The following is a 22,493-nucleotide window of genomic DNA, read 5'->3' as shown; positions in this document are numbered from 1 at the left end:
GGCTCAGCCCGGACGGTCGGAGCCACAACGCCACCTCACCACTGCTGCGTGGTCAGGCCGGTGCCGAGGTAGATCTGGTCGAACCCGTTGCCGTCGTTGTCGTCGGTGTAGACGACGGTGACGCGGCCCCACGGGTCGACTCCCACGGCGGGCTCGTCCTGCCTGCCGGTGGCGTTCGAGACCGTGAGCTGCCGTTCGGGACGGCCCGTGGTGGTGCCGTCGGGGTTGTAGGCGCTGGTGTGGACGTCCTGCGCCTCCGCCGTGGTCACCGCGACGCCGAGCTGGTCGTCGATGCCGATCTGCGGGTCGGCGCCGGTCGTCGCCGCCACGGCACCCCGTGAGGTCCCGGCCGCGGTGAACGACTGGACGCGGACGCCCGACTGCTCCCAGGCGATCGCGAAGTCGCCGTTGAAGTTGGCCGCCACGGCGGGGCGTTTTCCCTGCCCCGTCGTGGTCTGCGCCTGCTTCACGCCACCGGCCGGGGTGACGATCTTGCGGGCGACGTTCGCGTCCGCCTCCCACACCACGACCGCGTTGCCCGCCGCGCCCATCGCGACCTGGGGCTTGGCGTGGGTGCCGCCGGCGTTGTTGACCTGCGCCTCGTAGGACTTGGAGCTGATGGACGCGAACATGCTCACCCGCGCGGTGGGCGGGTTGGTGCCCTGCTTGTCCTCCCACGTGACCGCGAAGCCGCCGGAGTCCGGATCCGCCGCCACGCTCGGGAAGTACTGCTGGCCGTCCGAGTTGGCGTTGGCCGTGCCGGAGCCCGACACGGTCCCGGTCGCGCTGACCGCGCGGACCGCGATGTTGTAGTAGCCGTTGCCGTCCGGGTCCTCCGACCACACGACGACGGCGCTGCCGTCCTCCCGCACCGAGACGTCGGGCTGCCAGTGGCGCCAGGTGCCGGTGCCGCCGGTGGACAGCTTCTTCTCGTAGACCGGGGTTCCCTCCTTGTAGAGGCGGATCCAGACGTCGGAGTGGATCGGGTCCTCGGGTGCGGTGGTGTCGCGGTCGTCCTCCCACACGACGGCCGTGTACCCGTTGCGGGAGGCCGAGACGGACGCGTTGTCCTGGTCGCCGGTCGAGTCGCTGTTGACCGTGGACCACGTCATCGGGGCGGGTGCCAGCAGGAGGCTCGCGATCAGCAGTGTCTTCACGGCGCCTGCAATCCGGGGTTCGCGGCCTCGACGACGTAGCTGCCGACGGTCTTGACCGGGTAGTCGCGCACGGTGACCTTGTCGACGGCGCGGAAGTCGACGTTCATCTGCGTTTGCGTCGTGCGGGTCTTCACGTAGCCGCGCAGGTTCTTGAAGTACTTCACGTGCGGGTTCAGCGTCGGGTTGAGGCTGTTGTCGGCCGCGTTGCCGTCACCGCCGGAGGTGATCGACGTGGTGACGAGTTCGGTGCCGATGATCCGGTTCTGCGTTCCGTAGTTCTGCATGAGGTTCGCGCCCCAGCTGCGGTGCACGTCGCCGGTGAGCACCACGGTTCCCTTGTTGCCGTTGGTGTCCCAGGCGTTCTGGATGCGCGTGCGGTTGGCGGTGTAGCCGTCCCACGCGTCCATGCTCTTGGACCCGTCCGCGGCGGCGAGCCGTTGCGCGAAGAACACCTGCTGGCCGAGGAAGTCCCACGTGCCGAGCTTCTGCCGCAGGCCGTCGACCAGCCACGTCTCCTGCGACGTGCCGGTGAGCGTGCGCGCGGGGTCGTCGGCGGCGGGGCAGACCTTGGTGCCGTCACCGCACGCCTGGTCGTTGCGGTACTGGCGGGTGTCGAGCATGTGGAACGTGGCGAGGCTGCCCCAGCGGACCCTGCGGTGCAGCAGCATGTTCTGGGCTGTCGGCGCCTGGGCGCTCCTGAGCGGCATGTGCTCGTAGTAGGCCTTGTAGGCGGCGGCGCGGCGGGCCGTGAAGTCACCGGCCGGGCTGCTGTCGTTGCGGACGAGGTTCGCGTAGTTGTTCTCGACCTCGTGGTCGTCCCAGACGACGAGCCAGGGCGCGACGGCGTGCGCGGCCTGCAGGTCAGGGTCGGCCTTGTACTGGGCGTGGCGGACGCGGTAGTTCGCGAGCGTGCTGATCTCGGTCGCCGGGGCGAACTTGCGGATCTTCGTGGTGGTCGCGGCGCCCTCGTAGATGTAGTCGCCGAGGTGCAGGATCAGGTCGGGGTGCTCGTCGGCCATCCGGCGGTAGGCCGTGAAGTAGCCCTCCTCGTAGTGCGCGCACGAGGCGAAGAGCATGGTGAGCTCGGGCTGGGTGCCGACGGCCGGTGCGGTGAGGGCGCGGCCGACGGGGGAGATGTGACCGCCGGTGCGGAAGCGGTACCAGTACTCGCGTCCCGGCTCCAGGCCGGTGAGCGTGACGTGCACGGAGTGGGCGCTCGCCTGGGTGGCGGTGAACGTGCCGGTGCGGGCGACGTTCGTGAAGCGCTCGTCGGTGGAGACCTGCCATTCGACGGCGGTGCTGGTGTTCGGCATGCCGCCGAGACCGTCGGCGTTGAGGGGGTTGGGGGCGAGGCGGGTCCAGATCACGAACCCGTCGGCTGCTGGTTCGCCGGACGCGACACCCAGGGTGAAGGGGTAGCCGATCGCGTTGGCCAGTGCGGGGAGGAGCACTCCGGCGCTCGCTCCCGCGAGGCCGCCCACGATGAAGGTACGTCTCCGTAACGTGGTCATGAGACGCACAGTTACCGGACGCGGGTAAAGGCCCGCCTAATTGAGTGTGGCTTCAAAGTGGTCTCCCACCAAGCGAAAGCGGCGCGGTCGTCGGTGTGGATGTCGAACGCGTCGGCGAGCAGCTCCGCGGCGCTGAGCGGGAGGCCGGTGTCGCGGACGGCGCGGTAGAGCAGGGCGACGTGGTCGCGGGACCAGGTTTCGAGGCGCAGACCGGGTAATCGCTCGGCCTCGCAGCAGGGCTGGGCGCACACGACGACGTCGAACCACTCGTCGTCGTGGTCGTTGAAAGCGACAGTGACGCCGAACCGGTCGGGCCGCAGCGCGGTGACCCTGCTGCGGCGGGTCTCGTGGTGCAGGTCGTGGGGCAGTGCGGCGAGCCGCCGGGCGGCGTGGCGGTCGGGGCCGGTGATCACGACCGGGTCGTGGTGGGCGCCGTTGTCGAGCACCACGACGTCCCACGTGCTGCGGGTGAGTCTGAGCGCGGTGGCGAGGCCGGAGACGCCGGCTCCCACGACGAGTGCTGTGGCCATGACCAGCCCCTTCCCCTAGGATTGAGGCTAGCGAACGTTCAGAAATTTCTGAAGACAGGGTGACTGTGACGGGCGAGACAGAGCGCAGGGAAGCCGCCGAGCACCTGGCGCTCACGCTGGTCGGCGCCGGGATGCAGCGGATGGGGGCGCGGGCGCTCGCGGCGTTCCTGTTCGCCGAGAAGGACACGCTGACCGCGGGCGATCTTGCCGACGAACTGGGTGTGAGCGCGGGATCGGTGTCCGGCGCGGTCAAGATGGTCGCGCAGATGGGCCTGATCGAGCGGATCCACGTCGCGGGCAGCCGGCGCGAGCACTTCCGGATGCGCGCCAACGCCTGGACGACGCTCTACTCGCGGCAGCACTCCGTGGTCGACGACGTGCTGCGCGCCGTGGAGAAGGGCGTCGACGCGGTCGGGCCCGGCCGTGCACACGACCGGCTCGAGTACATGCGGGACTTCTACACGTTCCTGCTCAACGAGGCGCCGATGCTGGTGGAGCGCTTCGAGCGGCAGCGTCGTGGAGGACCCCGTTCATGATCAGGTCGAGCATCCGCCTGGCCTGATCCGGGTCGCCGTTCTGCGCGACGCCGATCAGCAGTGCCATCAGGTCCATGGGCTCCGTGCGCGCGTTGAGCGGGGTGAGCAGGCTCTGGACGGCCTCGGTCATCTTCGCGCGGCTGTGCTCGAACGGGTTCAGGCCCATCGCGATCACGGCCTGCAACGCGTCCTTGAGGTCGCGTTTCGTGGCGGCGTAGGCGATGAAGCGGTCCATCCACTCCCGCAGCGCCGCCTCGGGCTCGTGGGTCTTCAGCAGTTCGGGCGCCGCGTCGCAGAGCTTCTCCAGCTCCGTGCGGTAGACGGCCTCGATCAACGCCTCGCGGGTGGGGAAGTGGCGGTACAGCGTGCCGATCCCGACGCCCGCCTTCTTGGCGATGGCGCCGAGCGTCACGTCCTTCTCGTGGGTGAACGCGTCGAGCGCCACCTCGATCAGCAGCCCTCGGTTCCGGACCGCGTCTGCACGCACTTCATCACTCCTATGGGGTACGTCACTTGCCAACCGGAGGCTCCTCCGCTTACGGTGGAACCCGAACCGGAGGCACCTCCGTTTCAGTGTACGACAGAGGTTGGGGAAATCAGATGAGCGAGCGCATCACCACCCCGTTCGGGTTCGAGAGCACGGCTCTCGAGGTCGTCGAGGGCGTCGACCTGTCCGGCCGTCGCGCCGTGGTCACCGGTGGGGCGTCGGGCATCGGCGTCGAGACCGTGCGGGCGCTGGCCGCCGCGGGCGCCGAGGTCACCATCGCGGCGCGCGACGTCGAGGCGGGCCGCAGGGTCGCCGCCGAGGTGTCCGCGTCGACCGGCAACGACAGGATCTCGGTCGCTCCGCTGGAGCTGACCTCGCAGGAGTCGGTCAAGGCCTTCACCGCCGCGTGGGACGGGCCGCTGCACCTGCTGATCAACAACGCGGGTGTCATGGCCGCCCCGCTGACGCGCACGGCGGAGGGCTGGGAGCTCCAGTTCGCCACGAACCACTTCGGCCACTTCACGCTGACGCTGGGCCTGTTCGCCGCGCTGCGCGCCGAGGGCGCCCGCGTCGTCAACGTCAGCTCCGCCGGCCACCTGGCGAGCCCCGTGGTGTTCGACGACATCCACTTCGAGCGCCGCGAGTACGACCGCTGGCAGGCGTACGGCCAGTCGAAGACGGCGAACGTACTGTTCGGCGTGGAGGCGGGCCGCCGCTGGTCCGGCGAGGGCGTCACGATGAACGCGCTGATGCCGGGCGGCATCCTGACGGCGCTGCAGCGCCACATCACCCCGGAGGAGCTGGCGGAGCGGCGCCGCCTGCGCAGCGGCTCGAGCCCGTTGCGGCTCAAGACCCCGGAACAGGGCGCGGCCACCACGCTGGTGCTCGCCGTGTCCCCCTTGGTGGAGGGCCGTTCGGGCCTCTACTTCGAAGACTGCGAGGAGGCACTCCCGCACGCCGAGGGCATGTCCAACGGCCTGGCCGCCCACGCGGCCGACCCCGAGGCCGCCGCCCAGCTGTGGAAGGTCTCCGAGGAAACGCTGAAGGTGCAGGCATGATCACCACAGGATTCGGCTTCGACACAACGGCTCTCGACGTGGTCGAGGGCGTCGACCTCAAGGGTCGCCGCGCCGTCGTCACCGGCGGCGCCTCCGGCATCGGCGTCGAGACCGTCCGGGCGCTGGCCGCCGCGGGCGCCGAGGTCACCATCGCGGCCCGCGACATCGACGCCGCCCAGCGCGTGGCGGCATCACTGACCAGGTCCACCGGCAACAAGCGGATCTCGGTGGCCCACCTCGACCTCGCCTCCCAGCCGTCGGTGAGGGCCTTCGCCCGCAACTGGGACGGCCCACTGCACCTGCTGATCAACAACGCGGGCGTCATGGCCACCCCGTTCACCCGCACCCCGGAGGGCTGGGAACTCCAGTTCGCCACGAACCACCTGGGCCACTTCGCCCTCACCCTCGGCCTCTTCAACTCGCTGCGAGCCGAAGGCGCCCGAGTCGTGAACGTCAGCTCCTCCGCACACCTCATGAGCGACGTCGTCTTCGACGACATCCACTACGCCCACCGCGCCTACGACCGCTGGCAGGCCTACGGCCAATCCAAAACAGCCAACATCCTCTTCGGCGTGGAAGCCGGCCGCCGCTGGTCCTCCGAGGGCATCACCATGAACGCCCTCATGCCCGGCAGCATCGCCACCAACCTCCAACGCCACCTGACCACACAAGAACTACAAGACCGCATCCGCCAAAGCGGCGCCACCGCCACCCGCCGCGTGAAAACCCCGGAACAAGGCGCCGCCACCACCCTCCTCCTAGCCACCTCACCGCAGCTGGCCGGCCTCTCCGGCAAGTACTTCGAAGACTGCAACGAGGCACCCCCAGCCCCCGCCGGCACCCACCTCCGCGGCGTAGCCCCCTACGCCCAATCCCCGGAGTCGGCGGCTCACCTGTGGAAGGCCTCCGAGGAAACCCTCTGGTCCCTCAAAGCAGCCTGACCCTCCAGGCCAGGACAGCGGGTCCCGCAGGAAGGCGCCGGCGACGCGCCTTCCGGCGTCGGCGCGGTGGGCTCAACGGACGGTGTGGCCGTGGCGGCAATGCGTGCCCCACGGCCACACCGTCGCGATGCGTTAGTCACCAGCGCACCCGCGACGCGTCCACGCGCCGCGGGTGCGGCGCACGCTTCGCTCGCGATCATTTTCTGACTCGCGTTCCGCGCGTTCGGGCATGCGCCGCAGTTCCGCGCCTCGGACGCGTTCTGCGTCGGCGCCTCCAGCTTCGATCTCGATCTGGGTCCCGACCTGACACGGCTCCAACGTGCCTCCGAACCCAACCCCGGTCCCGGGTTCAACTTCAGTCTCGACCCCAGCCCCGGTCCCAACTGACGCAGCCCTGGCCGGTCTGGCCTTTCGGGCACTCGCTCCTCTTCCCCGCCTTCGCCTCCGCGCCGCATTCCTCGTTCTCGCCTGTCGCCCCACCGCCTAGAGGTCTGGACCATTTCGTGCTTCAATGACTGTGGGTCGCCGCCTGTAAGCGAAAGGTGAGCGAATGTCTGCCCGCACGTTCCCAAGGGCACTGACAGCCCTGCTTCTGCTCCTGAGCACCCTCCTCGTCCCACACACCGCCCAAGCCGCCGACACCTGCGCGCTGAAACCCCGCCCGGCGGGCAAGGTCCTGCACGGGTACTGGGAGAACTGGGACGGCGCGTCGAACGGGGTGCACCCGCCGTTCGGCTGGACGCCGATCACCGACGGCCGCATCAAGCAGCACGGCTACAACGTCATCAACGCGGCGTTTCCCGTGATCCGGTCGGACGGCACGGTGCTGTGGGAGGACGGCATGGATGCCGGGGTGAAGGTCGCGACGCCCGCTGAGATGTGTGCTGCCAAGGCGAACGGGGCCACGATCCTGTTGTCGATCGGGGGTGCGGCGGCGGGGATCGACCTGAGTTCGGCGGCGGTGGCGAACCGGTTCGTCGCGACCGTGGTACCGATCCTGAAGAAGTACAACTTCGACGGGATCGACATCGACATCGAGACCGGGCTGGTGGGGAGTGGAAACATCGCGCAGTTGTCGGCGTCGCAGGCCAATCTGATCCGCATCATCGACGGCGTGCTGGCGGCGATGCCGGCGGGGTTCGGGCTCACGATGGCGCCGGAGACCGCGTACGTGACGGGTGGCAGTGTCGTGTACGGCTCGATCTGGGGTGCGTACTTGCCGATCATCAAGAAGTACGCGGACAACGGTCGGTTGTGGTGGCTGAACATGCAGTACTACAACGGGTCGATGTACGGCTGCGCCGGTGACAGCTACCAGGCCGGGACGGTGCAGGGGTTCGTGGCGCAGACGCAGTGCCTGGACAAGGGGCTGGTCGTGCAGGGCACCACGATCAAGGTGCCCTACGACAAGCAGGTTCCCGGGCTGCCCGCGCAGCCGGGGGCCGGCGGCGGTTACATGAACCCGACCCTCGTGGGGCAGGCGTGGAACAGTTTCGGCGGCCAGCTCAAGGGGTTGATGACCTGGTCGATCAACTGGGACGGCTCGAAGGGCTGGACGTTCGGTGACAAGGTGAAGTCGTTGCAGGGGCGTTAGAGCACGATGGTGTTCTGGCCGGCGGCGATGCGCCAGCCGTCGTCCTCTTTGGACAGGACGTAGAGCGGTGAGCCCTCGTTCTGGTCGGTGATCAAGGTGCCGTCGGGGCGGACCGGGCGCTGGCGGATCTTCACGGCCGCCACGTCGGGCCTGATGAACAGGACGTCGGCCACCTCGTACGTGGCGGTCGCCTCCTTCGCCGCGCCGGGCAGGACCTGGCGGGTGAAGGAGGCGATCTCGTCGCGGCCGGTGAGTCGTTTGCCGTGTGCGGTAGTCCAGATGGCGTCGGCGCGGAACAGTGAGATGAACTCCTCGGCGAGTTCGTTCTGCTGTGAGTGCTGGACGGTGGCGACGAGCTCTTCGATGTCAGCGATGTCGGTCATGTCGAAGATCGTCGTACCTCGACCGAACTGGAGGTCAAGTCACTTGCGGGGTGGGACCCGGGACTCGTAGGAAGCCGGTCGGTACCACGGATTGAAGTAGCAGCCGGTGCCGTACTTCTTGTCGTGGCTGGGGCAGGCCGCCGCGACGAGGAACGGATTGGAGCGCAGGCCCCACTTCTCCCAGGCCTCCAACGACTGCATGGCCGCGGCGTACTCGGAGTCGCTGAACGCGCTGTGCGTGGCCTCGGTCGTGAAGGTCTGCACGAGGTTGTACGCGCGCCCGGCCTTGGTCACGACGTCCCGGTAGGCCGACTCGTGCTCGACGAACGCGGTGGGGTCGCCGATCGCGTGCACCGACAGCACCGGGATGTCGATCTTGCCGGTCAGGTCGCTGTCGTAGGCGAGTTGGGCGCGGGCCTGGGGGTCGGCGGCGAAGCGGGCGACGCCGGCGTTCAAAGCGGCGTCGTCGTGCGAGCCCTTGTACACGACACCGGTGTTGCTGAACGGGTTCTTGTCGCCCAGCCGGTTGTGGACGATGTCCCGGAACGTGAACGTCGCGAAGTTCAGGTGCGAGTTCAGGGTCTCCTCGGGGATCTTCGTGACGGTGAGGATGTCCGTGAGCTTCTGCTGTTGCGAAGGCGTGCGGTTTCCTGCGGTGCCAAGACATTCCTCGATGCGGCCGCGCAGTCCGGCGGTCGTCATGGTGGAGTCGGCGCGCAGGCCCTGCCACAGCGGGTACTGCACCTCGGACGGCCGGGGGTGGTTGCCGCAGTAGTACTGGTAGACCACGCGCAGGTCGACGCGGTAGTCGTAGCCGCGCGAACCGCCCGCCATCACGCCGCTCGTGAGCAGCGCCGCGTCATACCCCTTGTACAGCTCGATGGTCTTGGCCGCGACGTTGCCGCCCCACGACTGGCCGTGGATGAAGACCTTGCGCGGCTTGAGCATCGCGCTGACCATCCTGCGCAGGTTGTCGGTGTCCTCGGCCGCCATCCGCGTGCCGTACCCGCCACGCCGGTAGGAGGTGCCCGCCCACGCATAGCCCTCCTTGACCATGACGGACCACCGGTTCAGGTCGTCGCGCGTGCGCTCCGGCGTGGGGTCGCCGAGGTCGGGCCCGCCGTGCGAGTGCACGACCAGAGTCTTGTTCCACTTCTTCGGCACGGCGATCGTGTAATACGCGCCGTTGGCGTCCCGGCCCTCGTAGCAGGTGGTGCCGGCGGGGACGTTCTCCGGGCACGGCGCGGTCGGGGGCAGGTGCACCGGAGACGTGAGACTCGCGGTGAGTGCGAATGCCAGCAGGACGTTCATGGCGGAATCGTGAGTCCGGCTCGAGAAGTGGTCCAGTTCACTCGCACAAACTTGGGATTTACCTGACGTTACGAGCGCGTCACGCGGCGGAAGCGCGCGCTGTTCAGCACGTGGCGCGCCCACGCGTGGTCGGCTGGGTCGTCGTGCACGCACGTCACGACGAGCATCTCGCCGAACCGCGCGACGTGGCCGTGGAACTCGTGCCGCGTCTCACCGTCCGAACTGGTCGTGAGCCACAACGCGTGCCGCAGCTCAACGCCCTCGCGGACGACGAACTGCTGGTCCGCGGGCACGGTCGGTGCGCCCTCCAGCGCCATCTCGAGGAACTTGTCCGCGGGCGTGCCCATGGCGCGGCGGACGTCCACGAACACCGCGCGGCCGGGGCCGGCGAACCGCAGGCCCTCCTCGAGCACGTACGGGGTGAGGCCCGCGGTGCGTTCGATGCTCCACGTGCCGGGCAGCTTCTGCCGGATCGAGATCGGCAGTTCGATCAGGTACCCGCTGAGCACCTCGTCGCGGTCCCACACCGTGCCGAGCAACGGATGCTCGACGTACTCGGGCAGGCCGTCGGGCTCGCGGACCTCGGCGACGACCTCGGTGCCGCGCAGGCCGTCCCACGGCTTGATGTCGTGCGCGAACGTGCCGGTGAACCGCAGCGAGGCGTAGCCGGGGCCGTCCCACACCTCGGCCGCGTGCCGGGCGGCCTCCGGAGCGACCCGCATCCAGGCGCCGAACCACAGTTCCAGGTCGCAGGTCAGCTCGACGGGCAGCACGCACCGGACGTAGGAGGCGTCGGCGGTCAGCAGGACGTTGCCGCCGGCCTCCAGGACCGGGTTCCGCACTCCGGGAGGTAGTCCCAGGTCGAGGTCGACGGCCCCGGAGTCGTCGATCTCGCCACCGCAGCAGTCGCAGGCCGTCACCCGGTGAACCGGACGCTGTTGAGCACGTGCTGCGCCCACGAGCGGTCCGCCGGGTAGCGGTGCACGCAGCGCACGGAGATCATCGTGCCGGGACGGACGACGTGTCCGTGGAACACCTGCTCCTCGTGGCCGTCGATCACCTCGCTGAGCCAGAACACGTGCCGCAGCTCGGGGCCGTCGTGCGAGACGGAGTGCTCGGCGCTCGCCGGGAAGCCGTCGAGGACCGCGCCCAGGAAGTCGCTCACGCTGCCGCCGGTGAGGTCGGCGTAGACGTCGAGCTCCACCCGGCGGTCGGGGCTCGTGAACCTGACGGTGCGGCCGTCGACCGTGCAGCGCATGCCCTCGGTGCGTTCGACGGACCAGACCTCGCCGAGGGTCTCGCGGACGGGGATCGGCAACGGGTGCCGGATGCGGCACAGCACCTCGTCGCGGTCCCATTCCCGCTCCAGCAACGGGTGCGAGGTGAAGTACGGCAGCTCGTCGGTGTTGAGCACCGTCGCCTCCACGGCCACCCCGAGCACGTCCCACGGCTTGATGACGTTCGCGAACCTGCCGGAGATCCGCAGGTTCGCGTACTGCTCGTCGTTGTCCCACACGGCGTGGGCGTACATGGCGTCGACCTTGGAGATCTGCGTCCACGCGCCGAACACGATCTCGGTTCCGCCGGTCAGCCGAACCGGGAGCAGACAACGGATGTAGGAGTCGCCGTCCGGACCGACGAGCAACCCGCCTGTCGGCGCACCCAGTCTCTCGCCGGGTACGCCGAGCAGTTGCTCCGGTCGGTTCAACCGGTAGTCGATGCGGTCCGTAGACGTGATCTCGGCTCCGCAGCATCCGCATTGGACGGTCATGCGCAGAGATGTTAGAGCTCTCCGTCCTGCAACAGTCGAGAGCGCACCAGAAAGCGCACTCCCAGTGGTGCCTCCAGCGAGAAACCGCTCCCACGACCGGGCACGACGTCGATCGTGAGGTGCGTGTGGCTCCAGTATTCGAACTGAGACGCGGACATCCACACCGGCACGACGAACGAGTCCACGGCCAGGTCGCCCAGGTGCACGTCGGACGCGCCCGTGCGGAACTCTCCGAGGGGGTAGCACATGGGGGCCGAGCCGTCGCAGCAGCCGCCGGACTGGTGGAACATCAGGTCGCCGTGGTCAGCCCTGAGGCCGCGGAGGACGTCCGCGGCCTCGGGGGTCAGTGCGACGCGGGGCATCAGAAGAAGCCCTGGGCGTTCTGCGAGTAGCTGACGAGCAGGTTCTTGGTCTGCTGGTAGTGGTCGAGCATCATGCGGTGGTTCTCGCGGCCGATGCCGGACTGCTTGTAGCCGCCGAACGCCGCGTGCGCCGGGTAGGCGTGGTAGTTGTTCACCCACACGCGGCCCGCCTGGATGTCGCGGCCGGCGCGGTAGGCGACGGAGCCGTCGCGCGACCACACGCCCGCGCCGAGGCCGTACAGGGTGTCGTTGGCGGTCTTCATGGCGTCGTCGTAGTCGTTGAACCGGGCCACGGAGACGACCGGGCCGAAGATCTCCTCCTGGAAGATCCGCATTTTGTTGTCGCCCTCGAACACCGTCGGCGTCACGTAGTAGCCGCCCGACAGCTCGCCGCCGAGGTCCGCGCGCTCGCCGCCGGTCAGGACGCGGGCGCCCTCCTGCTTGCCGATGTCGATGTAGGACAGGATCTTCTCGAGCTGGTCGTTGGACGCCTGCGCGCCGATCATCGTCTCGGTGTCGAGCGGGTGGCCCTGCTTGATGGCGCGGGTCCGTTCGACGGCGTCGGTCATGAACTGGTCGTAGATCTCGCTCTGCACCAGCGCCCGCGACGGGCAGGTGCAGACCTCGCCCTGGTTCAGCGCGAACATCGTGAAGCCCTCGAGAGCCTTGTCGTAGAAGGCGTCCCGCTGCGCGGCCACGTCGTTGAAGAACACGTTCGGCGACTTGCCGCCGAGCTCCAGGGTCACCGGGATGATGTTCTCGCTGGCGTACTGCATGATCAACCGGCCGGTGGTCGTCTCGCCGGTGAACGCCACCTTCGCCACGCGGCGCGAGGACGCGAGGGGCTTGCCCGCCTCGACGCCGAAGCCGTTGACGACGTTCAGCACGCCGGGCGGCAGCAGGTCGGCGATCAGCTCCATGAAGACGTGGATCGACGCCGGGGTCTGCTCGGCGGGCTTGAGCACCACGGCGTTGCCCGCCGCGAGCGCCGGGGCGAGCTTCCACGTGGCCATGAGCAGCGGGAAGTTCCACGGGATGATCTGGCCGACGACGCCCAGCGGCTCCTGGAAGTGGTAGGCGACCAGGTCCTCGTCGATCTGCGAGATGCCGCCCTCCTGGGCGCGGATCACGCCCGCGAAGTAGCGGAAGTGGTCGATCGCGAGCGGCAGGTCGGCGGCGAGCGTCTCGCGGACCGCCTTGCCGTTGTCCCACGTCTCCGCGATCGCGAGCTTCTCGAGGTTCGCCTCCATGCGGTCGGCGATCTTGTTCAGCACGTTCGCGCGCTCGGCGACCGAGGTCTTGCCCCACGCGCGGGCGGCGCCGTGGGCCGCGTCCAGCGCTCGTTCGACGTCCTCGGCGGTGCCGCGGGCGATCTCGGTGAAGTCCTCACCGGTCACCGGGGTCGGGTTGGCGAAGTACTGGCCCTTGGCGGGCGGCACGTACTCGCCTCCGATGAAGTGGTCGTACCGGTCGCGGAACGTGACCACGCTGTCCGGCTGTCCTGGAGCCGCGTACTTCGCCATGGGGCTTGCCTCCCGCGTCGTTGCGAACAGGCGGCGAACGTAGGTCCGGCAACGTTTCACCCACGTTGCATCCGATCGGAGTACTCGCAGGGTTGCCGCTGCGGTGGTGCGGACTGCATCCTGGACCGATGGACCCCGTCGAGCTGGGTGCCGCGCGTCCGGTGATCTTCGAGTCGTGGCGGCGCTCCCTTGCCGCGCGCGTCGACCCGGACAGGCACGAGGCGCCGGTCGTCTACGAGCGCGACGAGGTCGCGGACCTGCGGGACGCCCACCCGCTGGCGGCCACCGTGCCGCTGCTCACGCACACGCTGTCGATGGACGACACGATCATGATCGTCACCGACGCCCGCGGCCACATCCTCTGGTGCGAGGGCGACCGCCAGATCCGGCACAAGGCCGAACGCGTCCACCTCACCGAGGGGTCGCGCTGGAGCGAGGACGTCATCGGCACGAACGCGATGGGCACGGCCCTGGTGACCGGCAGGCCCGTCACCGTCCACTCCCGCGAGCACCTCGTGCGCACCTACCACGGCTGGACGTGCGCGGCGAGCCCGATCCACGACCCCCACACGGGGGTGCTGCTGGGGGTCGTCGACGTCAGCGGGCCGTTGAAGACGATGCACCCGGCGGTCGCGCAGCTCGTGTCCGCCGCCGCCCAGCTCGCCACGCACCACCTGCAGCGGTTCGCGCCGCGGCAGCACGTCCTGACGCTGAACTTCCTCGGCGGACTGCAGGCCGGCCTCGACGGCCGGCCGCTGTCGCTCACGTTGCGCAACGCGGAGGTGCTGACGGCGCTCGCCCTGCACCCCAAGGGTCTGACGGCCGAGCAGCTCGCGTTGTTGCTCTATGGTGAACGCGGGAACCCGACCACGGTCCGCGCGGAGCTGCACAGGCTGCGCGCGCAGCTCGGTGCTGTCCTGTTGACGAGGCCTTACAGGCTGGACGCGGTGGTGCGCGGCGACTTCCTGGACGTGCGCACGGCACTGCGGTCCGGCGACGCGGGCGGGGCCACCCGGCACTACAGCGGTGATCTGCTGCCCCGGTCGGACGCCCCGGTGATCCGCGAGGAGCGGGTCGACCTCGCCGCCGCGGTCCGCAAGGGCGTGCTGGAGCGGGGAGATCTCGACGCGCTGCTGTCGTTCGCGGACAGCGGGGACGACGCCGAGGTGCTCGAACGCCTGCAGGTGCTGCTCCCGGCCGCGGACCCTCGTCACGCTCTCGTCTCCTCGCGCCTGCGAAGGGCGCTGGAATAGGCTTTCCCGCAAGGGGAGGGCAAAAAGTGAAGCAGTGCATCAACTGCATGACCCGGTTGCCGCGCAAGGAGGTCACCGAGGTCGCGTGGTGTGCTTTGTGCTCGGCGTGCCTGCGGGTCGTGGCGGACCAGATGAAGCTGGTGCACGACCGGCCCGGCGGCGCGGACGTGCAGATCCGGCAGTGCGGCTGGTGCGGTGTCGCGCGCTCGTGCGGTGCCGGCATGCGCACGAGGTGCCTGGTGTGCCTGGACGACAGGTCGGTGCCCGACCCGGCGGTGCAGGGCAACGCCCAGCGGCTCGAACTCGACGGGACGTGGCGGGAGAACTCGGAGTTCCTCGCCGCGACGACCGTGAAGCTCCGCCTGGCCAAGTACTTCCGGCCCGGCTGGACCGTGCTCGCGACGGATGTGCACGGGTTGCCGTGGACCGGGTACCGGTGGCTCACGAAGTCGCACGGCACGTGGGGCCGCAACGACGAGACAGGGGAAGTGCAGCGGCTCAAGCGCCTGCGCGGCGAGACGACGCTGCTCTACCTCGTGCGGTACGGCAAGGTGCTCCAGTTCGGGCGGGGCACCGAGGACAGGGTGAGGGCGCACGTCTCGCAGGGCGCGGTGCCGGTCCTCGTGCTGTCCGCGCCGAGCCAGCAGGTCGTGGTCGCGCGGGACAGGCTCAAGCGCGCCCACCGCGGCGAGATGGTGTCGCAGCGGACGCCGGTCGACCTCTTCGAGGCGCTGCCGGACGGTCTCGACGTCACCGATCGGTTTCTGCCGAGTTGATCGGTCCGCCGCCGGGTAGCCCAGCACCGTGGACGACGTCGTGGTGGTGGGGCAGATCGCGCGGGACCTGGTCCTCGTCGTGGACGAGGTGCCGGGCTCCGGCGGCACGGCACCCGTGCGGGAGCGCAGGGAGATGCTCGGCGGCAAGGGCGCGAACATCGCGGTCGGCCTCGCCCAGCTGGGCGCGCCGGTCGCGCTCGTCGGTGTGGTCGGGGACGACGAGGCGGGCGCACGGCTGATCGCGCGGGCCGGAGCGGACGGCATCTCCACCGATGGTGTGGTTTCGCGGCCGGACTGCCGGAGCGGGCTGATCGTGAACGTCGTGGCCGACGGCTGGCGCTACCTCGAGGACCTCCCCGACGGCGTGCTGCTGCGCGAGGACGACCTGCCGATGGACCTCATCGCGCGTGCGGGCGCCGTGGTGGTGCAGCTGCAGCAACGGCCGGAGGTCGCCCTCAAGGCGGCACGGGCCGCGTCCGGGCGTGTGGTGCTCGACGGCGTCCCCGAACGGCTGCGAGACGAACTGCTGGCGTGTGCCGACGTCCTGCGCGCCGACCACCAGGAAGCCGAGCTGCTGATCGGGCGCGAGATCGCGAGCGCGGACGACGCGCTGGAGGCCGCCCGCGAGCTGAAGGACCTCGAGCTCGTCGCGTTCGCCGTGAACGACGTGGGCAACGTGTTCGTCTGGGACGGGGGAGAGCTGGTGGTGCCCCTGGGAGACGCCGAGGTGGTCGACACGACCGGCGGCGGTGACGCGTTCGTCGCGGCCCTGACGTTCGCCCTCACGCGCGGGGACGGCCCCGAGGCGGCGGCCAGGCTCGCCGTCGAGGCCTCCGGGGCCACGGTCACGCGTCCCGGAGGACGACCGAACCTCACTGGACTGTGATCAGGCGAGTTATCGTTGGAGCACGTCCGCTGAGGGGAGGGGTCCGCGTGCGAGTGATCGCCGTCGTGCTGTTGCTGCTGCTCTCAGCCGTGCCCGCGCACGCCGCGACAGGCACGTACCTGCGCTTCGGGCACTTCTCGAAGGACCAGGCACGGGTCGACGCCGTCCTCGACGGCGTCAAGCTCGGCACCCTCGACTACGCCGACCTCGACGACTACCGCCGGGTCGAGCCGGGGGAGCACGTCGTCGAGTTCCGCATGGCCGAGCCGGGGAGCCCGCTGCTGCGGTCGCTGACGGTGCGGGCGGCCTCGGGCAACGCGTACACGGTCGTCGACGTCGCGTCCTCGATGAGGGTGCTGGAGGACGACGTCAGCCTGCCGGCGAACGGCCAGGCAAGGCTGCGGGTGATCAACGGCGGCGACGCCGAGATGGACCTGGTGCGCGGCGGCGTGTCCGTGCACCGCGCCGTGCAGGCGAACTCCACGACCGGCTACATCGCGCTGGCGCCCGGCTCGGACGTGCTGGAGATCCTGCAGCGCGGCAAGGACTCGACGCGGCTCGAGGCCACCGTCGAACCGGGTGCCGTCTACTCGCTGCTGGTCAGCGCGCGGCGGATCGAGCTGCGGACCGACGCGAAGGGCGCCGACGTCGTGCCCGGCGGCGGTCAGGAGACCGGGTTCGGCGGCATGGCGGGCGGCTGGGACTGGCTCACCGCCATGGTGATCATGCTCATCGTGGGCGTCGCCATGTACTCGGTGCGCGGCCGGCTGTTCCGGTTCGGCTGATGGCCAAGGCCAAGCTCCTGATGGGAGCGGCGATCGTCGTCACGCTGATCTACGTGGTCAAGGGGCCCGGCGCGGACGAGGCACCGGAACCGGTGACGGTGCTGATCCCGTCGATCGGCGTCGACACCTCGCTGGAGGCGCTGGAGGTCGACTCCGCCGGGGCGCTGGAGGCGCCGACGCGCGCGGACAGGGCCGGGTGGTTCGCCAAGGGCGTCACGCCCGGCGACGCCGGTCCGGCGATGATCGCGGGGCACGTCGACTCGAAGACCGGGCCGGGGGTGTTCTTCCGGCTGCCCGAGCTGCAGCCGGGTGCCGAGGTGCTGGTCGAGCGCGAGGACGGCAGCAAGCTCACGTTCGTCGTGAGCAGCACGCACACGACCGAGAAGGCCGCGTTCCCGACCGCCGCCGTGTACGGGCCGACGCCGTTGTCGGAGTTGCGCCTGGTGACGTGCGGGGGCGAGTTCGACCGGGTCGCGGGCAGTTACCGGAACAACGTCATCGTGGAAGCGGTGCTGAAAGTCTGACGGTCTCGTCCGCCCACCTCGTGAGCAGCGTGGAATCGTGCGAGATCGCGAGCACGCCCGCGCCGGAGTCGCGCTGGTAGGAGCGGATCACGCCGACCAGGGCGGCCGTCGTGGAGGCGTCCAGCATCGTCGTCATCTCGTCGCAGATCAGGTAGCGCGGGTTCAGCGCGAGCGCGCGGGCGAGGCAGGCGCGTTGCAGCTGGCCGTCGCTGACCTCGTGCGGGCGGCGGCCCAGCAGGTCGTCGGTGAGCATCACGAGCTCCGCGAGCTCGTCGACGCGGTCCTGACCCCCCAGCGGCTCCGCGATGGCCTGGCGGAGGGTGAAGCGCGGGTCGACCGACAGCCTGGGCTGCTGGAAGAGCACGCCGATCTTCGTGCGCTGCGAGGCCTTGAACCGGAACCCGGTGACCGTCTCGCGGTCGATCTCCACGGTCCCGGCGAACGGCTTGTGCAGCAACGCGAGCACGCGGGCCAAAGTGGACTTGCCGGACCCGCTCGGCCCGGCGAGGCCGACCGTCCGTCCTGGCTGGACGGTGAGGCTGACGCCGGTGATCACCGGGGCGCTGTAGCCGGCGGTGACGTCCTTCGCGGTCAGCACGGCAGGTGGCACGCGACGGCGTGCGGGTCGTCGGTCAGCACGGGGCGGTCCTCGCAGATCGCGGTGGCCTGCTCGCAGCGCGGGGCGAACGCGCAGCCCGCGGGCAGGTGGGTGAGCAGGGGCGGCTGGCCGGGGACCGGGAGGAAGTCGCGTTCCGGCAGCGCGTTGGCCAGGCCGCGGGCGTAGGGGTGCTTCGCGTTGTCGAGCACCTGGTGGGCCGGGCCGACCTCGACGATCCGCCCCGCGTACATCACCGCGATCCGATCGGCGACCTTGTGCGCCGCCGCCAGGTCGTGCGTGATCAGCAGGACGGCGTGCCCGTCGTCGACCAGCCTGCGGAACTCGTCCAGCAGCCCGTCGACGAGGTCGCGGTCGAGGCCGGTGGTCGGTTCGTCGGCGATCAGCAGGGGAGGGTTGCCGACGAGCGCCAGCGCGTTCGCGACGCGCTGGGCCATGCCGCCGGACAGCTCGTGCGGGTAGCGGTCCAGGTGCTCGGGCAGCAGACCGGCTCGTTCGGCGGCCTCGCCCGCGTCGCCGCCGAGGACCTTCGCGGCCTCTTCGAGCTGGGAACGCGCGGTGCGGACGGGCGTGAGGTGGCTCGCGGGGCTCTGCGGGATGAGGCCGATCTTGCGGCCGCGGATCGTGGTCGCGAGCTCGTGGTCGGTCGCCGCGAGCAGGTCCACGTCACCGAGCCGCGCGCTGCCCGACGTCTCCGCGTTGCCGGGCAGGAACCCGAGCAACGCCGAAGCCAGCACGGTCTTGCCGCAGCCGCTCTCGCCGACCAGCGCCACGCACTCGCCGGGCCGGATGCGCAGCGACACGTCGTTCACGGCCTCGACGGTCGCGCCCTTGAGCGCGAACCGCACCGACACCCGGTCGATCTCCAGGTTCACCACGTCAACTCCGTGCGCCGCTTGGGGTTCAACCGGTCCCTCCACACGCCGCTGATGCCGGACACCGCGAGCGTCGTGATGACGAGCATCAGCCCGGGCGCCAGCGACATCCACCAGCCGCCGATCAGCAACGAGCGCTGGGCGTCGTTGATCATGTTGCCGATGCTGGCCGCGTGCGGCGGAAGACCGAGGCCCAGGAACGACAACGCCGTCTCGTGCCACACCGCGTGCGGCACCATCAGGGTGGTGGCGAGCAGGACCTGCGGGGCGACGTTCGGCAGCAGGTGCCGGGTCATCACCTGCAGGCGCGAGGCCCCGCCGACGATCGCCGCGTCGATGAACGGCCTGGTGCGCAACGACAGCACCTCCGACCGCACGATCCGGGCGGCGGTGAGCCAGTGCGTCAGGGCGATCGAGATGATCACGGCGGACAGGCTCGGCCGCAGGATCGCGACGATCACGATGCCCAGCAGCAGGTGCGGCACCGAGGCGATCGCGTCGACCACGCGCATCATGATCCGGTCGAACCAGCCGCCGATCGACCCGGCCAGCGCACCGACCGCCGTGCCCGCGACCGCCGAGATCACTGCGGCGACCACACCGACCGTGAGCGACACCCTCAACGCGTAGACGCAGCGCAGCAGCACGTCACGGCCGAGTTCGTCGGTGCCGAACAGGTGCGCGGCGGACGGTGGCTGGTTCGCGATCGCGAGGTCGACGTACTGCTCGTTCAGTTCGACGAACAGCGGCACGACCAGGACGACGAGCGCGACGACGCCGAGGACGACCGCGGACGGCAGGAGCCGCCACTTCGGTGAGCGCGGCGGGCTCGCGGCGGTGAGGCGGCTGCGCGGGGCAGGACGCCAGGTCAGGTCAGCCATCGAGCGCCACCCTCGGGTCGGCCAGCGCGTACAGGACGTCGGCCAGCAGGTTGCCCACCAGCACCACGCCGGTCGCCATCACGGTCAGCGCGCCCAGCAGCGCGAAGTCGACGTTCAGCGCGGCCTCCACGGTCGCCCGCGCGATGCCGGGCCACGAGAACACCGTCTCCACCAGCAACGCGCCGGTGATCAGTTCCGGCAGCCGGGCGCCGAGCAGGGTCAGGAACGGCAGCAGCGAGGTGCGCAGCGCGTGCCCGGACACGACGACGTGGTCCGGCAGCCCGCGGGCCCGCGCGCCGATCACGTGGTCCTGGGTGAACGACTCGAGGAGGTTCTGCCGCACGAACAGCACGAACCACGGCGCCTGCGAGATCGCCAGCACCGCCACGGGCAGCACCATGTGCGCGGCCACCCCGCCCACCGACACCGGGTCGGAGCCCGTGGTCACACCGCCGCCGGGGAGCCATTGCAGCTGCAGCGCGAAGACGTAGAGCACGGCGAGCCCGAGCCAGAAGACCGGCGCGGCCTCCAGCGCGTAGCAGCTGCCGGTGATCGAGCGGTCGAGCCACGACCCCTGCCGCCACGCGGCCAGGGTGCCCAGCAGCAGGCCGAGCACCAGCGCCAGCGTGAAGCCGACCGAGACCAGCAGCACCGTCCACCCGAGACGGTCGCCGATCACCGCGGACACGGGCTGCTGCAACGACAACGAGTCGCCGAGGTCGCCCGTGACCGCGTGCGTCAGCCAGGCCCAGTACTGCGCGACGACGGGTTCGTCGACACCCCAGTTCGCGCGCAGCTGGGCGACGCGTTCCGGCGAGGCGCCGATGATCCGCACGCCGAAGTAGCGTTCCACCGGGTCGAACGGCGATGCCTTGGCCAGCACGAACAGGGCGAAGCTGACCACGAGCAGCACGGGGACCGCGAACGCGAGCCGGCGCAGCGCGAGCCGGCCGATCGCCTTGCCCCGCGTCACGACTTGGGGGTCCAGCGCTCGAGGTTCCACCACACCGCGTGCACGAGGCCGTGGTCGTGCGGCTCGACCTGGGTCTCTTGGCCGTTCCACTTGTCGCGCATGACGTAGGTGTGGTCGAGGAAGACGAGGAACGCCCAGCCGGGATCGGCCGAGTAGGCCTTCTGGAACTCGTCGTAGGCCTTCTTGCGGGCCACCGGGTCGAGGCTGCGGCGCGCGGTGTCGAGCGCGGTGTCCACGGTGGAGTTCTTGTACAGCGTCATGTTCACGTAGCCGTCCTGGCCCGCGTAGCGCGAGTGCAGCAACGTGTAGGCGGCCGTGTCCGGGTCGTACGGGTCGCCGCCGCCCCACACCGCCGCGGCCTCCTTGCGGCGCTGCAGCATGATCTCGAACGTCGTGGCCTCGACCGGCGCGTCGATGCCGAGCTTCGCGATGTCGGAGGCCGTGGCGAGGGCCAGTTCCTTGCGCAGCACGTCCGGCGCGGGGTAGAGCACGGGCAGCTTCGCGGGCTGGCCGTCCTTGGCGCGCTTGCCGTCCGCGCCCTTGCGCCAGCCCGCCTCGTCGAGCAGCTTCTCGGCCTCGGCGACGTCGTGGCGGAACGCGGAACCCTCGTCGTACCAGTCCTTCAGGTACGGCGAGATCGGCGTGGAGGCGGGCTTGCCGGAACCCGCCAGCACGGCGTCGATCATGGCCTGGCGGTTGATGCCGAGGTTGATCGCGCGCCGGACCTGCGGCGTCGAGGTGAACGGCAGTTCGGACGGGATGCCGAGGCCGCGGTAGTCGGCGGACGGGTTCTGCACGATCTTGTAGCCGGACTTGTCCCTGTAGGTCTGCGCGAGCTTGGGCGGCAGCACCGTGCCGTCGAACTCACCGGCGGCCATGCGGGTCGCGCGGGCGTTGTCGTCGGGCACGAAGACCACGGTCACGGACTTGATCGCGGGCGCGCCGCCCCAGTGCTTCTCGTTGGCCTTCAACACCATCCGGTCGCCCTTGCGCCACGTCTCGACCGTGTACGGGCCGGTGCCGACGGGCGCGGTGTTGAACGGCGCGCTGTTGATGTCCGCGTCCTTGAGCTTCGCGGCGGGCACGATGCCGAGCGCGAGCTGCTGCGCGAACGGGGCGTAGGGGTAGGAGAGCGTGAACTCGACGGTGGCCGTGTCCTTCGCCACGACGTCGGTCAGTGCGTCGAACCGGGAGGCGATCGTGGAGTTCACCTTCTTGTCCACCACGGACTTGTAGGTGAACACGACGTCGTCCGCGGTGAGCGGGGTGCCGTCGGAGAACGTGATGTCCTTGCGCAGCTTGGCGGTCCACGTCAGGCCGTCCGCGGACGCCGTCGGCAGCTCGGTGGCCAGCGCGGGCTTGAGCGCCAGGGAGGCGTCCCGCGCGACCAGGCCGTCGAAGATCTTCGCGGCACCGTCGGGCGCGTAACCGAGGACCGGGTTGAGGTTCTCCGGTTCGCTGCCCGCGCCGATGACGATCGACGTCGCCGGTGCGGTGGTGGAGCCGTCGGGTGACGTGCACCCCGCCAGCAGAACGAGGGCCAGCAGAGCAGCGCGCCGCATCCAGTTCCTCCCCAGGTGTCCGTGTTGCCTGGTGCAGCTAACAGCAAGCATCTTGCAATAGGCAAGAGTGTGCATCAGTGCGCACGAGCCGGACTCATGCCAGCATCAAGGGCATGACCAACGGAGTGCACACTCACGAGCACAGCCACGGTGACACGACTCATACGCATGCCCATGGGGAGCATGCGCACGAGCACG

General features: G+C 70.0%; 24 protein-coding genes. 9 read left to right on the top strand and 15 right to left on the bottom strand.

Features of this window, described 5'->3' with window-relative positions; genetic code table 11:
- Positions 1 to 35: 35 nt before the first annotated feature.
- From IE307_RS09120 to IE307_RS09110, 3 genes are read right to left on the bottom strand one after another with little or no spacing between them, the layout of a single operon-like run.
- Positions 36 to 1,157, bottom strand: coding sequence for a hypothetical protein (locus IE307_RS09120; protein ID WP_229904546.1), 1,122 nt, complete (start codon positions 1,155 to 1,157; stop codon positions 36 to 38).
- Complete coding sequence (locus tag IE307_RS09115) at positions 1,154 to 2,668, bottom strand: alkaline phosphatase D family protein (protein WP_191297402.1); 1,515 nt, start codon at positions 2,666 to 2,668, stop codon at positions 1,154 to 1,156. The genes IE307_RS09120 and IE307_RS09115 overlap by 4 nt, the downstream gene beginning before the upstream one ends.
- Positions 2,669 to 2,679: 11 nt before the next feature.
- On the bottom strand, positions 2,680 to 3,198 hold the full coding sequence (locus IE307_RS09110; RefSeq protein WP_191297401.1) for an NAD(P)-binding protein: 519 nt from the start codon (positions 3,196 to 3,198) through the stop codon (positions 2,680 to 2,682).
- A 65-nt stretch (positions 3,199 to 3,263) separates the two neighbouring features.
- Between IE307_RS09110 and IE307_RS09105 the strand changes: the two genes are divergently transcribed.
- Positions 3,264 to 3,734 (top strand): GbsR/MarR family transcriptional regulator, encoded by a 471-nt coding sequence (locus IE307_RS09105; protein WP_229904545.1) that lies wholly within the window; start codon positions 3,264 to 3,266, stop codon positions 3,732 to 3,734.
- On the opposite strand, the gene IE307_RS09100 is transcribed toward IE307_RS09105, so the two are convergent.
- A complete protein-coding gene (locus IE307_RS09100; protein WP_229904544.1) occupies positions 3,670 to 4,221 on the bottom strand; it encodes a TetR/AcrR family transcriptional regulator in 552 nt (183 codons plus the stop codon). The genes IE307_RS09105 and IE307_RS09100 overlap by 65 nt on opposite strands.
- 113 nt (positions 4,222 to 4,334) lie before the next feature.
- On the opposite strand from IE307_RS09100, the gene IE307_RS09095 reads away from it, so the two are divergent.
- The 3 genes from IE307_RS09095 to IE307_RS09085 all read left to right on the top strand — a co-directional run bounded on the left by IE307_RS09095 (position 4,335) and on the right by IE307_RS09085 (position 7,814).
- Entirely contained in the window at positions 4,335 to 5,279 is a 945-nt protein-coding gene (locus IE307_RS09095; protein WP_191297399.1) for an SDR family NAD(P)-dependent oxidoreductase, read from the top strand.
- Positions 5,276 to 6,220: an SDR family NAD(P)-dependent oxidoreductase gene (locus IE307_RS09090; RefSeq protein ID WP_191297398.1), complete on the top strand. Its 945-nt coding sequence runs from the start codon at positions 5,276 to 5,278 to the stop codon at positions 6,218 to 6,220. The genes IE307_RS09095 and IE307_RS09090 overlap by 4 nt, the downstream gene beginning before the upstream one ends.
- Positions 6,221 to 6,770: 550 nt before the next feature.
- On the top strand, positions 6,771 to 7,814 hold the full coding sequence (locus IE307_RS09085) for a chitinase (RefSeq protein WP_191297397.1): 1,044 nt from the start codon (positions 6,771 to 6,773) through the stop codon (positions 7,812 to 7,814).
- Here IE307_RS09085 and IE307_RS09080 read toward each other — a convergent pair.
- The 6 genes from IE307_RS09080 to adh all read right to left on the bottom strand — a co-directional run bounded on the left by IE307_RS09080 (position 7,811) and on the right by adh (position 13,164).
- On the bottom strand, positions 7,811 to 8,197 hold the full coding sequence (locus IE307_RS09080; protein WP_191297396.1) for an SgcJ/EcaC family oxidoreductase: 387 nt from the start codon (positions 8,195 to 8,197) through the stop codon (positions 7,811 to 7,813). The genes IE307_RS09085 and IE307_RS09080 overlap by 4 nt on opposite strands.
- Before the next feature lie 39 nt (positions 8,198 to 8,236).
- The gene (locus tag IE307_RS09075; RefSeq protein WP_191297395.1) at positions 8,237 to 9,508 is read right to left on the bottom strand and encodes an alpha/beta hydrolase family protein; all 1,272 of its coding nucleotides are present in this window, start codon (positions 9,506 to 9,508) and stop codon (positions 8,237 to 8,239) included.
- A 68-nt stretch (positions 9,509 to 9,576) separates the two neighbouring features.
- Positions 9,577 to 10,428: a hypothetical protein gene (locus tag IE307_RS09070; RefSeq protein ID WP_191297394.1), complete on the bottom strand. Its 852-nt coding sequence runs from the start codon at positions 10,426 to 10,428 to the stop codon at positions 9,577 to 9,579.
- A complete protein-coding gene (locus IE307_RS09065; RefSeq protein ID WP_191297393.1) occupies positions 10,425 to 11,279 on the bottom strand; it encodes a hypothetical protein in 855 nt (284 codons plus the stop codon). The genes IE307_RS09070 and IE307_RS09065 overlap by 4 nt, the downstream gene beginning before the upstream one ends.
- An 11-nt stretch (positions 11,280 to 11,290) precedes the next feature.
- Positions 11,291 to 11,641 carry a DUF779 domain-containing protein gene (locus IE307_RS09060; protein ID WP_191297392.1) on the bottom strand — a complete coding sequence of 117 codons (351 nt, stop codon included), beginning with the start codon at positions 11,639 to 11,641 and terminating at the stop codon, positions 11,291 to 11,293.
- Entirely contained in the window at positions 11,641 to 13,164 is a 1,524-nt protein-coding gene (gene adh / locus IE307_RS09055) for an aldehyde dehydrogenase (RefSeq protein ID WP_191297391.1), read from the bottom strand. The genes IE307_RS09060 and adh overlap by 1 nt, the downstream gene beginning before the upstream one ends.
- Before the next feature lie 128 nt (positions 13,165 to 13,292).
- On the opposite strand from adh, the gene IE307_RS09050 reads away from it, so the two are divergent.
- The 5 genes from IE307_RS09050 to IE307_RS09030 are packed head-to-tail and all read left to right on the top strand — an operon-like array spanning position 13,293 to position 17,388.
- Positions 13,293 to 14,417 (top strand): GAF domain-containing protein, encoded by a 1,125-nt coding sequence (locus IE307_RS09050; RefSeq protein ID WP_191297390.1) that lies wholly within the window; start codon positions 13,293 to 13,295, stop codon positions 14,415 to 14,417.
- Positions 14,418 to 14,443: 26 nt separating this feature from the next.
- Positions 14,444 to 15,193 carry a hypothetical protein gene (locus tag IE307_RS09045; protein WP_191297389.1) on the top strand — a complete coding sequence of 250 codons (750 nt, stop codon included), beginning with the start codon at positions 14,444 to 14,446 and terminating at the stop codon, positions 15,191 to 15,193.
- A 28-nt stretch (positions 15,194 to 15,221) separates the two neighbouring features.
- Entirely contained in the window at positions 15,222 to 16,079 is an 858-nt protein-coding gene (locus IE307_RS09040; protein ID WP_191297388.1) for a PfkB family carbohydrate kinase, read from the top strand.
- 47 nt (positions 16,080 to 16,126) lie between these two features.
- Positions 16,127 to 16,864 carry a DUF4397 domain-containing protein gene (locus tag IE307_RS09035; protein ID WP_191297387.1) on the top strand — a complete coding sequence of 246 codons (738 nt, stop codon included), beginning with the start codon at positions 16,127 to 16,129 and terminating at the stop codon, positions 16,862 to 16,864.
- The gene (locus IE307_RS09030) at positions 16,864 to 17,388 is read left to right on the top strand and encodes a class F sortase (RefSeq protein ID WP_229904543.1); all 525 of its coding nucleotides are present in this window, start codon (positions 16,864 to 16,866) and stop codon (positions 17,386 to 17,388) included. The genes IE307_RS09035 and IE307_RS09030 overlap by 1 nt, the downstream gene beginning before the upstream one ends.
- Here the strand turns inward: IE307_RS09030 and IE307_RS09025 are convergent.
- The 5 genes from IE307_RS09025 to IE307_RS09005 are packed head-to-tail and all read right to left on the bottom strand — an operon-like array spanning position 17,360 to position 22,295.
- Positions 17,360 to 17,986 (bottom strand): ABC transporter ATP-binding protein, encoded by a 627-nt coding sequence (locus tag IE307_RS09025; protein ID WP_191297386.1) that lies wholly within the window; start codon positions 17,984 to 17,986, stop codon positions 17,360 to 17,362. The genes IE307_RS09030 and IE307_RS09025 overlap by 29 nt on opposite strands.
- Entirely contained in the window at positions 17,980 to 18,882 is a 903-nt protein-coding gene (locus IE307_RS09020) for an ABC transporter ATP-binding protein (RefSeq protein WP_229904542.1), read from the bottom strand. The genes IE307_RS09025 and IE307_RS09020 overlap by 7 nt, the downstream gene beginning before the upstream one ends.
- A complete protein-coding gene (locus IE307_RS09015) occupies positions 18,876 to 19,760 on the bottom strand; it encodes an ABC transporter permease (protein WP_191297384.1) in 885 nt (294 codons plus the stop codon). The genes IE307_RS09020 and IE307_RS09015 overlap by 7 nt, the downstream gene beginning before the upstream one ends.
- Positions 19,753 to 20,733, bottom strand: coding sequence for an ABC transporter permease (locus tag IE307_RS09010; protein ID WP_229904541.1), 981 nt, complete (start codon positions 20,731 to 20,733; stop codon positions 19,753 to 19,755). Before IE307_RS09010 ends, IE307_RS09015 begins: the two co-directional genes overlap by 8 nt.
- On the bottom strand, positions 20,730 to 22,295 hold the full coding sequence (locus tag IE307_RS09005; protein WP_191297383.1) for an ABC transporter substrate-binding protein: 1,566 nt from the start codon (positions 22,293 to 22,295) through the stop codon (positions 20,730 to 20,732). Before IE307_RS09005 ends, IE307_RS09010 begins: the two co-directional genes overlap by 4 nt.
- Positions 22,296 to 22,493 lie beyond the last annotated feature (198 nt).

Origin of the sequence: Lentzea cavernae (assembly GCF_014653695.1) — a bacterium.
Taxonomy (GTDB): Bacteria; Actinomycetota; Actinomycetes; order Mycobacteriales; family Pseudonocardiaceae; genus Lentzea; species Lentzea cavernae.
Note: the sequence above shows the minus strand (reverse complement) of the source record. Positions and strands in the feature narration are given on the sequence as shown.

Bases quoted from the DNA above. Each gene is read 5' to 3' on its own strand.
- IE307_RS09080 (WP_191297396.1), bottom strand. From the start codon at position 8,197: ATGACCGACATCGCTGACATCGAAGAGCTCGTCGCCACCGTCCAGCAC.
- IE307_RS09085 (WP_191297397.1), top strand. From the start codon at position 6,771: ATGTCTGCCCGCACGTTCCCAAGGGCACTGACAGCCCTGCTTCTGCTC.
- IE307_RS09030 (WP_229904543.1), top strand. From the start codon at position 16,864: ATGGCCAAGGCCAAGCTCCTGATGGGAGCGGCGATCGTCGTCACGCTG.
- IE307_RS09065 (WP_191297393.1), bottom strand. From the start codon at position 11,279: ATGACCGTCCAATGCGGATGCTGCGGAGCCGAGATCACGTCTACGGAC.
- IE307_RS09095 (WP_191297399.1), top strand. From the start codon at position 4,335: ATGAGCGAGCGCATCACCACCCCGTTCGGGTTCGAGAGCACGGCTCTC.
- IE307_RS09090 (WP_191297398.1), top strand. From the start codon at position 5,276: ATGATCACCACAGGATTCGGCTTCGACACAACGGCTCTCGACGTGGTC.
- IE307_RS09050 (WP_191297390.1), top strand. From the start codon at position 13,293: ATGGACCCCGTCGAGCTGGGTGCCGCGCGTCCGGTGATCTTCGAGTCG.
- IE307_RS09005 (WP_191297383.1), bottom strand. From the start codon at position 22,295: ATGCGGCGCGCTGCTCTGCTGGCCCTCGTTCTGCTGGCGGGGTGCACG.
- adh (WP_191297391.1), bottom strand. From the start codon at position 13,164: ATGGCGAAGTACGCGGCTCCAGGACAGCCGGACAGCGTGGTCACGTTC.
- IE307_RS09110 (WP_191297401.1), bottom strand. From the start codon at position 3,198: ATGGCCACAGCACTCGTCGTGGGAGCCGGCGTCTCCGGCCTCGCCACC.
- IE307_RS09015 (WP_191297384.1), bottom strand. From the start codon at position 19,760: ATGGCTGACCTGACCTGGCGTCCTGCCCCGCGCAGCCGCCTCACCGCC.
- IE307_RS09075 (WP_191297395.1), bottom strand. From the start codon at position 9,508: ATGAACGTCCTGCTGGCATTCGCACTCACCGCGAGTCTCACGTCTCCG.
- IE307_RS09060 (WP_191297392.1), bottom strand. From the start codon at position 11,641: ATGCCCCGCGTCGCACTGACCCCCGAGGCCGCGGACGTCCTCCGCGGC.
- IE307_RS09115 (WP_191297402.1), bottom strand. From the start codon at position 2,668: ATGACCACGTTACGGAGACGTACCTTCATCGTGGGCGGCCTCGCGGGA.